The organism is Vibrio sp. T3Y01, assembly GCF_013114525.1.
Classification (GTDB): Bacteria; Pseudomonadota; Gammaproteobacteria; order Enterobacterales; family Vibrionaceae; genus Vibrio; species Vibrio chagasii_B.
In genome coordinates this window covers 37,412-50,663 of record NZ_VTXJ01000004.1, presented here as the reverse complement: position 1 = coordinate 50,663, position 13,252 = coordinate 37,412, and the positions used below count along the sequence as shown (strand labels likewise).

The window sequence follows — 13,252 nt, the reverse complement described above, 5'->3', positions numbered from 1 at the left end:
ATTAAGAAAGAGCGGCATAAAGCCAATCAGGGATAACAATACAAGCAGCGATCGTCACAACAGCAAAGACCAACAAGCCGTAATGACTCGCGGTAGGCTTAGCGAACAAGTGCTTTTGCTTGGCGATAAATTCGTTTTGCTGTTGTGTCACCTCTCCCCAGAAATGGCTCACAACAACACCTAACACTAAGAAAACCACCGTGCCAATCAAGGCAAACCAAGGCCAAGAGATGCCACTGTATTTGGCAATAAATACCACTACGACACTACCGATACTGCCTGCAATCACCCCTTTTTCATTCGCTCGCTTGAAGAACAAACCTAGGATGAAAGAGCCAAGGCGAATACCGACAAAAATCGAAGTTAAGCTAGCAATCGTTTTGAGTACAGATTCATTCGAGACCGCCAGTAATGCAGGCACAACAACCGAAGCCGCAGCGACCAGGCTCATTTTTCTTGCTACCGATTCGTAATGTGTATCGGAAGCTGATTTACGGAAAAAGCGCTTATAAAAATCGAACGTTGCCACGGTTGCCATTGAGTTATACGTCGAATCCAGTGTCGACATTGCCGCAGCAGAAAGAGCCGAAATCACCAAACCAACAATGATTGGGTTGGTGTGGTTGAAAACAAAATCGAGGATCACTTCGTTGCTGTTCTCAAAACTGCTGTCTTGATAAAAAACGCTCAGTAACACGCCCATCACAGCAAAGAACAGATAAACAAAGAACGCGCCATAGCCGCAAAGCAGCATGGATTTTTGTGCGGTTTTAACACACTTAGTCGCGAGTGTTCTTTGAATAATCAATTGGTTAGTACCATATACACTCAGGTGTAAGAAGCTCACAGCAACTAAACCTGCCCACAATGTGGTATCAACACCCAAGTCGAAATCAAGGTTGATGATCTCTAGATGCTCTGGAGACAGCGCCTCACCCGCATCAATCTTCATCAGCAATAAACCAAAAATCGCAATGCTGCCAATAATCAGCACTGCTGACTGAAGCATGTCAGTCCATATTACTGTCGAGATACCACCGGCATAGGTGTATAACGCGGTGAACAAACTGATGTAGATAATCGCCTCTGAGATACCTATCGGTAGCACTTGCACCAAGATCAGGGCAACCGCATACAGAATCACTCCAGCCGAAATGCACTGAACCACAATAAACACAATCGAATTGATCGTGCGAGCAACAACGCCAAAGCGGTGCTCTAGGTATTCATAGATAGAGGTCAAGCCGAGCTTGTAAAACACAGGAACAAAGAAAACCACAGCGAAAAAGATCACTATTGGGTAATTAAGATGAACACTCATCGCTTCCATGCCTGAGCTATAAACCCAGCCCGGCATACCGACGAACGTCATTGCACTGATGTAGGTTGCAAGAATCGACACACCCGCCGTAAACCAACCAAATTGTTTTCCACCAGTTGAAAAATCGCCACCAACGCTATAGCGCTTGTTTACTAAGTAGCTGATAAATAAAGTAGTTAATACATAAAGAGCAATAACCACAAAGCTTGAGTACGTAACCATTTTTAGATTCCGTTTATTGTCTGTCGCAAATCATTCGCCGCCAATATTACTCAAAATTGGATATTTTCCCTCAAAAACCCACAGTAAGTGTGAGTATTATCACTAACATAGACGAATAAACGCTCAAAATGTCCCAAAAACTCAAAAACATGTTCTAACGGGATCCAGATCACTAAAAAACACAAAGTGGGTACGCACTCATTTCAAAATTGACTTTGATCACGGATCTAATAACCATAAAAATTCTATTATCTCTCCCGAAATGAAAACGGTGTGATGAAGATTAATAATCACCACACAATAATCAAAACTACAAACACCCTATAAAAAATAAAGGTTTATCGGTCATGACTACTAAAAAACACATGAGCGAAGTTCCTATGATTCAAAGGGTAGCCGCATATCTAGCAATTCTAGTGGGTTACTTTTTCTATTGTTATAACTTTGTAATTATTGACTACGTACGCCCATACATCGTTGATGCGTATGATGGTATTAACTTAGCGGATACTGCCCAGTTCTATACATGGCAGTCGGTTGGTGCACTTATTGGTGCTCTAAGCTGTGCATGGGTGGCATCAAACTTTGGTAAGAAATCGACTCTTATTGTCATCACCGCACTGAACGGCGGCGCAACCATCATCAACATGATGTTTACTGACTACGCTATGTGGGCAGCGATGCGTTTCATTATCGGTATTTCTTTAGGTGGTTACTTCACAGTAGCGGTAAGCCTGATGATTGGCCTATTTACGCCAACGGTTCGCGGCAAGTTAACCGCATTTGCTTCTTCGATGTTCTCTGTTGCTCTGATGGCAATGGGTGCGTACGCAGCATTCATTTCTAGCATTGACGCACCTTGGCAGAGCCTAATGTGGGTAGGTGGTATTCCTCCTCTAGTTGCAGCAGCACTGATGATCTTCATCCTGCCTAGCGACAAGAAAGTGATCGCTTACGGTGAAGAAGAGCAAGCAGAAGCTGAAGGGGCAAATACGCCTGCGAAGAAAGGCTCTTGGGGTGAAATGCTAAGCGCACCTTACCGTAAGCTAACCATCACTTGTCTATTACTGGCTGGCCTTAACTTCTACGGCTACCAATTCTTTTCAGGCTTCGTGACAACGTACCTAAAAGAAGTTCGCCAGTTTGATGGTGCAACTATCGGCATCATCTTCTCTATCTCGGCATTCGGTTCTCTATTCGGTGCTTGGGTATGGGGTGCAATCGCGGATAAGTACGGTCGTAAAGTAAACGCGTTTGGTTTCATTCTTGCTGGTGTAATGGCTTCAGTATTCTTCGTGGCACCAAGCGATGTGATGATCGGCAGCTTAAACATGCTGGCTATCCTAGGTCTTATCTACAACTTCGGCCTGTCTTCTTCAGCAGTATGGGGTGGTTACTTCTCTGAACTGTTCCCAGCACACCTACGTAGCTACGGCGCAGCGCTGTTCCACGGTGGTCGTATCCTGGGTATGTGGGCGCCAATGGTACTTATCTTCATTCAAGAGCGTACCGACCTACAAACTGCGATGTGGGGTTCTCCAATCGTATGGATCCTTGCTGGTCTTCTATGGCTAACACTGCCAGAAACACTGAAAGGCGGCATCTTCGATAAAAGCAAAAAAGCGGAAGCTGCAAAAGCTTAATTCGAAACTCGTAAACTGAATTTCAAATACGAAAAATTTAAAGCCGGCTGATCAGTCAGCCGGCATCAAAATCCGAATCGAGTCCTGTTCCGAATGTTGACTCGACAACACAAAGAGAAATTATTATGTCTAAATATCAAGAAGCTAAACGCATTGTTCGCGAATACTTTGATGCAATGGAAAACGCAACTCACGAAAACGTTGCTGACGTTTTAAAAGCACACACTTCTGAAGATTACTTGTGGCGCGGTGTTTACCCATTTCGTGAGCAAGAAGGCGCACAAGCAGCAGCTGACGTTTTCTGGGCGCCAATGATGAAGTCGATGACTCGCATGCAGCGTCGTCAAGACATCTTCATCGGCGGTAACAACGAAGTTAACCCAGATGAGATTTGGGTAATGAGCATGGGTCACTTCATGGGTCTGTTCGACGCTGAGTACCTAGGCATGCGCCCTACTGGCAAGATCATGAACGTTCGTTACGCAGAATTTAACTGTGTTGTTGACGGCAAAATCACGAAAACAGGCTTGTTCCTAGACCTACTAGGCATGATGGACCAAGCGGGTTGCTACCCACTACCACCATCAACAGGTAAGCACTTCGTATACCCTGGCCCACGCAACCACGACGGTCTGTTGTTTGAAGATGCAGCTCCAGAAGAAGGCGTTGCGACTCTTGCTCTAGTAAACAAAATGGTTGATGACCTATCTGCTCTTAACGACAGCGGCGCGATGGGCTGCCCACCAGAAGTACTAGAGAAAAGCTGGTCAAAAGACATGATTTGGTACGGCCCATGTGGTATCGGCGCGTCTTACACAATTCCTCGCTACCAACAGCAGCACCAACTTCCTTTCCGTAACAACCTGAAAGACAAGAAGTTCAACGGCCACGTTTGTCGTTTCGCTGAAGGTAACTTCTCTTGTTTCTTCGGTTGGCCAAACCTATCAAACACACCAACAGGCGGCTTCCTAGGTATGACTGGCGGTGAAGTACGCGCAAACATGCAAGTGGTTGACGTTTACTACCGTGACGGTGACAAACTGTCTGAAAACTGGGTTCTTATCGACCTTCCTTACTGGCTACAACAGCAAGGTCTAGATGTGTTCGAACGCACTTCAACCATCATGAACCCAACGCTGTAAATGAAAGGCTTTAATCCCAAAGATTGAAACGAAATAGTGGCAACCTAAATGGACATCTAGTTTAAGTTGCTACGCTTACTAGGAGACCCTTATCGCTCCTAGTAAGTGCTCCACACCATTCATTATTGCTCCACTAATAATTGAATCAACTCGTGCCTCATGGATGGGGTACACCCTGCCAAACCATTACTAATATAACGGGCTTGAAAGCACGGTGGCTTTCTGCGGCCTGAATAAAGAGAATAACAATGAACAAGTCGATTCTTTCTGCAGTGATTCTGACAGCACTTACATCGGGTTCTGCTTTTGCTGCACACACTTTTACCAATGACGCGGGCGATAGCCTTACTTTAGACGGTCGTTTTGACGTTCGTTACCAAGATAAGGGCGGCGACCACAACGGTGAATGGAACAGCGGTAGTTCTCGTTTCGGCCTTAAAGGTCAAATGGGTCTAGACAACGGTTGGACTGGCTTTGGCCATGCCGAATGGGGTTACAACTCTGGTGCGAACGGCGACAATATTTACGACCGACTTCTATACGCTGGCGTAGAGCACGACAAGTACGGCAAGATTGCTGCGGGTACTAAGCAGTGGTCTACTTTTTATGACGTAGCATGGTACACCGACTTAGGTCGTGTCTTCGGTACTCGCGGCTCAGGTGTTTACAACCTTTCTGACTGGGGTATTGCATCTGGTACAGGTCGAGCAGAAAACTCCATAACTTACCGTAACTCAATCAACGACCAAGTAAGCTACGGCTTCACTTACCAAACCACACGTGAAGATGTTGCACTAGCGAGTAATGCGACAGTTTCATTGAAAAACGGTATGGGTGCGTCGATCACTTACAAACCTGCTGACGGTGTAACACTTGGGGCGGCTTATCATCAAAATGAAGTTACCGACTTAGGTGCAGGCGTAATCGGCGTAGAAGACGGCGACAACATGCGTATTATGTTGTTGGGTGCGAACTACAGCAACGGTGGCTTCTACGCAGGTGCCACTTTCCATGTTGGCGAAAACTGGGAAGCAGTAAGCCAAGGCGGTACGGATGTAATGTTCGATACCCTAGGTGGTGAAATCTACACGTACTACCACTTCGACAATGGCCTACGCCCTACGTTGAACTACAACTACATGGAAGATCGTGATGACCAAACAGATGGCTATGAGCGTAACCTGCTTATTCCTGGTGTTGAATACCACTTCCAGAAGAACAAATTCCTAGTTTGGACTGAATACCAATTCGACCTAGGTAAAGATCAGCTCGTTGGCAATAAATTCGAAAACAGAGACGACCAGTTCGCTGCAGGTATTCGTTACTACTTCTAACGCCCAGTTAGTCGATTCATAAATTCTTTAAACAAAGCTCTGCTGTTAACGCAGAGCTTTTTTGGGTCATACCCAGAATAATATTCAACACTCTCTATTAACCCTTATTTCTCATCCAATCATGGCATATTGTATTTTTGAGTACGTACCTAATTATGTTACTCTATGCACAATCAATTTGGTTCAAAAGTATGGTCTATGAGCTCTCCAAAACACTCCACGGCGTCAAAGCCAACCGTCACCTCTAAAGATGTCGCTAAGCTTGCTGGCGTTTCTCAATCAACTGTATCTCGTGTATTTGTCCCGGGCAGTTCAGTGTCTGAAAAGACCAAGCAGAAAGTGTTCGATGCAGCAAAATCGTTGAATTATCGTCCCAATGCCTTTGCCCGCAGTCTGACGACAAATGAGTCCAAATTGATTGGCTTAGTTTTCCCAGATGCCGACTACCCTATCCACATGAAAACTCTGCAGCTTATCTCTACTGAGCTACAAAAGCAGGGTTACTCTGCGGTATTGATTCCTTGGCAAGTTGATGGAAACGACAACCACTCGATCCCTAATATCTTCCAATACCGAGTTGATGGCGTAATTGCTGCTTCTGCGACCTTTAATAAGTCACTTTATGAAGAGTGTGAAGAGTTCGACATCCCTATCGTCCAGTTTGCACGTGTTGTTGAAGGGACTAAGAGTAGCCATGTGGTGAGTGACAACTACGCCGCAGGCCAAGTCGCCGCTCAGCATTTACATAGCGTAGGAACAAAGTCAGCGGTTTACCTGACAGGTAACGTACCAACCTACACCAACGGCGAGCGTGAATCGGGCTTTTGCTCAGAATTCGAAGATCTCACGGGCAAGCAAGCTCGTGTTATTGAAGCTGATTATGACTACCTTGATGCTCTAGATACCATTCGGACTCTGTTTTCAGAACCCACACATCCTCAAGCGATTTTCTGTGCGACAGATAACCTGGCGATGGCGGTAATGGATGTGGCGCGCTTAGAGTTCAACCTGCGTATTCCAGAAGATCTTCAAGTGATTGGTTTTGATGATATTCCACAGACTCAATGGTTGAACTACCAACTCACTACCTTCAAGCAAGATTTCAGACGCCTTGCACGTGAATCCGTGAAAATTGTCGTTAGCCAGATTCAAGAGCAAGACACTAGCTTGGTTAAGCTGATGGTGCCAGTGAAGTTCATTGAACGAAACACGACACTAAAATAGAACCAACGTTAAGACGCATTCAAATAAAAATCCCGCTCAGTGTGAGCGGGATTTTTTATGATGTTTAACTAGTTACCCACACCACCGGTATTGTCTGGCTGAGTTTCTGGCGTCTTAGGTGGCCACTCTTTGAAGGTCGCTAGGTGTTGCTGTACCGCCGCTTGAGCCGGGCCAAATGCCCACATTTTTTGTCCCATCCACTTCAAGTACATGCCCGATTCTTCTGCCGCTCGCTCATATGGGTCACGGCGCAAGTTAAACAGTAATGGGGCGTTTAGCTCTTCTTTAGGACCACTCCAACCGTGATTTTGCACGATGAAGTGCGCCTTCCAATCTCCTACTCGAACCGCTTGTAGCTTATCTCGTTCGTAGTAGTAAATCTCTTTACGATTCGACTCACCTTTTTCCGTCAACATATCGACCTGGTTATAACCATCGAGGTGTGCTTTAAAGCCATCGTGACCTTTTAGCATTTTCTCTTTCAGATCGGCAGGGCCCCCCGCAGCTGCAACAAGTGTCGGTAGCCAGTCCATACCATCAAAGATGCCGTTACCCACACTACCCGCTGGAATCTTACCTGGCCAACTAACGAGAGCTGGAGCACGAACGCCACCTTCCCAAGTCGTGCCTTTCTCACCGTGGTATGGTGTCATACCACCATCAGGCCAAGTCATGATTTCGGGGCCATTATCAGCCGTGAAAATAATGATGGTGTTATCAGCAATGCCGAGCTCCTCCATCTTCGCCATCATCTCGCCAACATGATCATCAAGATCTTTCATCACCACTTCTTGAAGTCCCCACCCATTCTGACCAAGCATGGCTTCGTATTCAGGTGAAAGGTGCGTCCAAACGTGACCACGTGATGGACAGTACCAAGTGAAGAATGGCTTATCCGCTTCAACCGCCCTTTCGATGAAGTTGATCGCGTGTTTATTTACTTCATCATCTAGTGTGCGCATACGCTCGATAGTTAGCGCGCCATCGTCTTCAATGGTTTGTCCGCCTTTGCCATCGGATTTCGCGTAAATCACATTGCGAGGCGCAAAAGCATCTAACGAACCGTCTTTTGGCCAGTCTGGATCTTCGGTGTATTCCATCGCATTCAGGTGATACAACCAGCCCCAATACTCATCGAAGCCGTGCATTGTTGGTAAGAACTCATCACGGTCACCTAAGTGGTTTTTACCAAACTGACCTGTCACGTAACCCATGGTTTTGAGGATTTCTGGTAGTGTTGGCGTATCCGCATGCAGCCCAACAGGCCCACCCGGTAAGCCCACCGTATGCATACCCGTTCGCACTGGTAACTGCCCCGTTAAGAATGCAGAGCGCCCAGCCGTACACGATGGCTGCGCATAATAATCTGTCAGTAGCATTCCCTTCTCGGCAATGCTGTCGATGTTCGGTGTTTCACTACTCATCACTCCGTTGTGGTAAGCACTGAGGTTTGAAATACCAATGTCATCAGTAAAAATTACAAAAATGTTAGGCTGCTCTTGAGCTGACCATGTTGATAGCGAAACGCTACTCAACACACTCAGAATAAGAAGATGGAAAATCCTTTTCATAGAATGTCCTTATACTGTTTCAGATTGCTCGTTATGAATCATTTTTAAACCGACTAAGCCAAAGCCCAGTTCCAAGATCAGATAGACGAAAAGTAGCCAATGCGGCATGCCATCCACCACCAAACTGATGACTCGTCCGGCAGCCAAACCCAACATGAATACCACCAAACTATAGAGCGCTGGCAGTCGATACTTTTTGAACAGTGCGCCAAACACCCAAAACAACGCCAGAGCCAAATAAAGCCCCATCACTGCACGAAAGATATGAGTCACATTAATGGGGCTAGCATCGATCCCAAAAAGGTAATCAAGAGAGACAACTGGCGCATAGCCATAAGACAGCGCAATAGGTGTTAGTCCCACAACAGCAACTAACAAGAAAATACTTTGTGGCTTCATACCCTTACTCTCAAAATTTGGCTCTTTAAAAAAAACATAGTCTACAATCAGGGATATACAAGTTGCATATAAGCAAAGTAAATCAAAGATCCACTCATTCACTAAGGCGCAGTTTCACATCGAATATAGGGATATCAATATGGCTAAATGGCGTTACCTACTCGCATCAGCATTGGCTGCCAGTTCAACCGTAAATGCTCAGGAAGCAAACGAACAAGCGGATACAAAAAAGTGGCAACATAGCTTCGAAATTTACGCGCTCGCACTCAATATCCGCGGAGACAGTACCATTGGTGATTTGTCTGCTGATGTCGATGTGGATCCTGCATTCATCATGGATCATCTTGATATGACCGCAATGGTGCGTTTAGAGGGTATCTATGACAATCAGTGGGGCTATTACATTGACTACAGCTTCATGAAGTTAAGCGGAAAAACGAACTCAGTTTTAGGTAGCAACCTAGAGGTATTGAAAGGCAATCTTGATATCCGACAAGGTGTTTTAGATGTGAAGGGGTTTAAGCGCTACCAATACGATTTTGGCTCGATTGATTATCTGTTTGGGCTTCGTTGGTGGGATAACGACATTGATGCCAAGCTTTACGGTTCAGGTGGTAAGCTAAGTACAGACCGATCACTCGATGAAGATTGGGTTGACTACCAAATAGGTGTGAGATGGATAACGCAGATCAATAAGGATTGGAAGTATCACGCAACTATTGATGCAGGGCTTGGCAGTGACACCAACTTTACTTCATCTCTGCTAACTGGCGTGCGATACCAAATAAACAGTTGGTCTGACTTAAATGTTGCCTACAAATCGACCTGGGTTGATTACGAAAACAAGGGCACCTTTGAATACGATACCGCATCGCAAGGGTTCCTGATTGGTTGGGCTGCTCATTTTTAATGAGGAGTCAAAAGGTTGAGAATTGAGGTAAGCCTGATTCATGGCTTACCTCTCAAACGAAGTCTACCTTTCAAGAAAAGCTGCTGGTGACTTACCTATTGATTCACAGGACCTGGCACAACACACTCTTTCTTCATGATAGTTAAGCCTGCTTCGAGAGTTTCTGTCCAAGCTTGTTCGACGCTTTCATCATAGTGAGGGTCGTATTTTTTAACCGTATTGAGTAACGAATTGAACCACTCGTTGAGCTCAGTTTCGGAAATATCCATTCCTAAATCTTTATGTCGCTTCCCAAGCTTTTTCACCGAGTTTCGTACGCTCGGTAGACCAGCAGAGTTATAGATAAGGATGATCGAAGCTTTAAGCATCTTGGTTTGCTGCTCTAACCCTATCTTTTCAAAACGTTCTGAAAATCTTGGGTTATGCTCGCAAAAATCCGCCAGAAAGCTCTCCAAAAATTCTTGGTCAATCCGGCAGCGCTCAAAGCTTTCATAAAACAGTTCATTCGGTTTCATCTAGCCAGTCCTTTGCAAAATATTGAGTCTTCGGGAAGCTAACAAGTTCAGAGCCGCAACTTCGCCAACTCCGAACCATCAATATGATCTAAGCATACGCCACTATGGCATAACATATACTACGGCATAAAGTGAGTTGCACAGATCTTGTTTCCATCAGGATCTCGCAAATAAGCCATGTACAAACGACGCTCGTCAGAACCTCTCGCTCCGGGGCCGTTTTCAATACTGGTGCCGCCATTTTCGACGCCAACTCGATGCCATTCGTCCACCAGTTCAGGAGAAGACGCTAGGAAGCCGATCGTCATACCATTGCCGTGCGTTGCAGGCTGACCATCAATCGGTTTGGTTAAACCTAATACACCAGTTTGGCTAACGTAAACACAGCGCCCTTTAGGGTCAACGGAACCTTCACTGTAACCAAGCACTTTCATGATTGGGTCATAAAAAGCCTTCGCGCGTTCAATATCTTCGGTACCGAGAAAAACATGGCTGAACATAACTAACCTCTTCTTTTATTGAAAGAACCACCTACACTAGACCTATAGTTTGTGTTTGTCTAGGCACGCAATTCGGTCACAACTGTTGCTTAACCCATTGAGCAAACACCTGAAACTTAGTTCGTTGCTCCATGCCTTTCGGACACACTAAATCATATCCTTTGCCCGATTCAATGCTCATAAGAGGTGCGACCAACAAGCCTTGTTCAATCTGCGGTGCCATGAACTCTAACCGCCCTAGTGCCAACCCCATCGATAATATCGCCGCATCCATCGCCAAGCGGTTATCGCTGTAATAGTCACACTGAAGTGCGCAATTGGTATCACTTTGAGCTTCATACAACCAACGTTGCCACGCAGTGATATCGCCACTGTGAATGAAACGAACATCGTCTAAGTGTTGAATGCCTTGGTCTAGTTTGAAGCGTTTCGCGTATTCAGGGCTGCACACTGGGGTTCTTACTCCACTGAATAATCGCTCACTGTAATGGTTTGGGTAATGACCTTCGCTATAGAAGATTGCCACGTCATAAGGTTCAAACTGGAAGTCTGACTGGCTCTGTTTGGTTTGCAGTTTGATGCTTAGATTCGGATACAAGCGTCTGAATTCTGGCAAGCGCGGCATTAACCACGAGGAAGCAAAATAAGGCGATGTCGCGATGTACAACTCCCCACTAAGCTCACCCGTTTGAATATCCATGAGTTCGGAAAAGATAGACTCAAACGACACGTTCAACATGGATAACACGCGCTGACCTTCTGGCGTCAGTTCGAGCTTTCTTGTCTTGCGCACAAACAGATTGAACTTCAGTTGTTGTTCGAGTTTTTTGATGCGATGGCTGACCCCTCCCTGAGTTAAGAAGAGCTCATCGGCGGCAAGTGTAAAACTTAGATGTTTAGCCGCAACACTAAAGGTGTGCAACAGTGACAGCGTTTGTTGGCGATTTTCGAATAGCCCCATGCATTAACCTCACTAATTCATAAGTCATCACAACTGGTTTGTCGGTGTATGTAACCATCATATAAATTAAACCAAGTAATCTACAACATTAAATGGTGAACAGCATGCAACAGAATCAAATACTCAAAGTAACCGTGATTGGTGGTGGCTCAAGTTACACCCCAGAGCTCGTTGAAGGACTGCTCAAGCGCCATCACGAATTACCTATCTCTGATCTGTGGTTAGTCGATATCGAACAAGGCATGGAAAAAGCAGAAATAATCGCGGCGCTCACCAAGCGAATGATAAACAAATCGGGCTGTGTGATTAATGTTCACCTCACCACAGATCGAAAAGCAGCCCTGAAAGACGCGGATTTTGTCTGCTCTCAATTTCGCGCCGGAAGAATGGAAGCCAGACTACGCGACGAGAGGATTGCTCTGAAATATCGTATGATCGGCCAAGAGACCAATGGCTTGGGTGGCTTCTCTAATGCTTGCCGAACCATTCCGATTGCACTCGAGATAGCGAAAGAGATGGAAGAACTGTGTCCGAATGCATGGTTACTCAACTTCACCAACCCATCAGGCATGGTAACGGAAGCACTGATTAAGCACTCAACCATTAAAACCGTTGGTCTATGTAACGTTCCCGTCAACATGGAGCTAGGCGCGGCGAAAATGCTTGGTGCAGAACGTAAAGATATGACGATGCAAATCGCCGGATTAAACCACCTAGTTTGGGCTCGTAAGGTGCTTCATAAAGGAGAAGATAAATTAGGAGAACTCATCGAGCAACTCCTTGGTGGTAACGATCAAATGATGCCAAAGAACATCCCACCCTTTGAATGGGATGCTGAACTGATTCGTTCTCTGAACATCGTTCCTTGTGCTTACCTACGTTACTACTACCAATCCAGAGACATCTTAGACAAAGAGTTTGCTGCATCTGAAAACAGCACCAATCGCGCAGACTTAGTTGCCAAGGTTGAACAGCAGTTATTGGAGATCTACAAAGATCCCATGCTCGATACCAAGCCTAAATTGTTAGAAGAACGTGGTGGCGCTTACTACTCTGAAGCGGCCTGTGAGCTGATGAGCAGTATTCACAACAACAAACGTTCTATCATGCACGTCAACACTCGCAACAATGGTGCGATTCAAGGATTACCCGATGACTGTGCTGTAGAAGTAAGTTCGGTAATCACTAGCAGTGCGATCCTGCCACTCAACGTTGAACCTTTTGATAGCGACACGCTGCGCTTAATTCAACAGATGAAAGAGTTTGAAACCCTGACCGTTCAAGCAGCCATGACAGGAGACATCGCGATAGCAAAGCGCGCTCTGATCTTAAACCCTATCGTTGATAGTGGTTCGCATATCGACGAGGCTTTGCAAGAAACCATTCGCGAGAACTTAGACTTCATGCCTGCGTTCGCTCATCGACTCGCTTAATGTGGCCTTTGTTAGCAACTAATAAGCTCGGTTATAACAGCTAATAAGCTCAGTGATAACAGCAAATGAGCTCAGCC

Annotated in this window: 12 protein-coding genes; 6 read left to right on the top strand and 6 right to left on the bottom strand. The window is 45.6% G+C overall.

Annotation, left to right across the window (positions count from 1 at the left end):
• Position 1: 1 nt before the first annotated feature.
• Positions 2-1,543 (bottom strand): sodium/solute symporter, encoded by a 1,542-nt coding sequence (locus tag F0232_RS05765; protein WP_105059222.1) that lies wholly within the window; start codon positions 1,541-1,543, stop codon positions 2-4.
• Positions 1,544-1,890: 347 nt separating this feature from the next.
• On the opposite strand from F0232_RS05765, the gene F0232_RS05760 reads away from it, so the two are divergent.
• The 4 genes from F0232_RS05760 to F0232_RS05745 all read left to right on the top strand — a co-directional run bounded on the left by F0232_RS05760 (position 1,891) and on the right by F0232_RS05745 (position 6,886).
• Positions 1,891-3,186 carry an MFS transporter gene (locus tag F0232_RS05760; RefSeq protein WP_105059221.1) on the top strand — a complete coding sequence of 432 codons (1,296 nt, stop codon included), beginning with the start codon at positions 1,891-1,893 and terminating at the stop codon, positions 3,184-3,186.
• 125 nt (positions 3,187-3,311) lie between these two features.
• Positions 3,312-4,328: a nuclear transport factor 2 family protein gene (locus tag F0232_RS05755; protein ID WP_061031847.1), complete on the top strand. Its 1,017-nt coding sequence runs from the start codon at positions 3,312-3,314 to the stop codon at positions 4,326-4,328.
• 248 nt (positions 4,329-4,576) lie between these two features.
• A complete protein-coding gene (locus F0232_RS05750) occupies positions 4,577-5,662 on the top strand; it encodes a porin (RefSeq protein ID WP_105059220.1) in 1,086 nt (361 codons plus the stop codon).
• 198 nt (positions 5,663-5,860) lie between these two features.
• On the top strand, positions 5,861-6,886 hold the full coding sequence (locus F0232_RS05745) for a LacI family DNA-binding transcriptional regulator (protein WP_048609306.1): 1,026 nt from the start codon (positions 5,861-5,863) through the stop codon (positions 6,884-6,886).
• Between the two features lie 68 nt (positions 6,887-6,954).
• Here F0232_RS05745 and F0232_RS05740 read toward each other — a convergent pair whose 3' ends face one another.
• Together F0232_RS05740 and F0232_RS05735 are read right to left on the bottom strand one after the other, a co-directional pair.
• Positions 6,955-8,457, bottom strand: coding sequence for an arylsulfatase (locus F0232_RS05740; protein ID WP_105059219.1), 1,503 nt, complete (start codon positions 8,455-8,457; stop codon positions 6,955-6,957).
• Positions 8,458-8,466: 9 nt separating this feature from the next.
• A complete protein-coding gene (locus F0232_RS05735) occupies positions 8,467-8,856 on the bottom strand; it encodes a DUF4345 domain-containing protein (protein WP_017631181.1) in 390 nt (129 codons plus the stop codon).
• Between the two features lie 139 nt (positions 8,857-8,995).
• Between F0232_RS05735 and F0232_RS05730 the strand changes: the two genes are divergently transcribed.
• Entirely contained in the window at positions 8,996-9,766 is a 771-nt protein-coding gene (locus F0232_RS05730; protein WP_061031851.1) for a hypothetical protein, read from the top strand.
• A gap of 95 nt (positions 9,767-9,861) precedes the next feature.
• Here F0232_RS05730 and F0232_RS05725 read toward each other — a convergent pair whose 3' ends face one another.
• The 3 genes from F0232_RS05725 to F0232_RS05715 form a co-directional block, all read right to left on the bottom strand.
• Complete coding sequence (locus tag F0232_RS05725) at positions 9,862-10,281, bottom strand: globin (protein ID WP_105059218.1); 420 nt, start codon at positions 10,279-10,281, stop codon at positions 9,862-9,864.
• A gap of 119 nt (positions 10,282-10,400) precedes the next feature.
• Positions 10,401-10,781, bottom strand: a complete 381-nt coding sequence (locus F0232_RS05720) for a VOC family protein (RefSeq protein ID WP_105059217.1) — start codon at positions 10,779-10,781, stop codon at positions 10,401-10,403.
• Between the two features lie 76 nt (positions 10,782-10,857).
• The gene (locus tag F0232_RS05715) at positions 10,858-11,742 is read right to left on the bottom strand and encodes a LysR substrate-binding domain-containing protein (RefSeq protein WP_105059216.1); all 885 of its coding nucleotides are present in this window, start codon (positions 11,740-11,742) and stop codon (positions 10,858-10,860) included.
• Positions 11,743-11,846: 104 nt separating this feature from the next.
• Here F0232_RS05715 and F0232_RS05710 point away from each other — a divergent pair, with 104 nt between their 5' ends.
• Positions 11,847-13,175: a 6-phospho-beta-glucosidase gene (locus tag F0232_RS05710; protein ID WP_105059215.1), complete on the top strand. Its 1,329-nt coding sequence runs from the start codon at positions 11,847-11,849 to the stop codon at positions 13,173-13,175.
• The last annotated feature ends 77 nt before the right edge of the window (positions 13,176-13,252 follow it).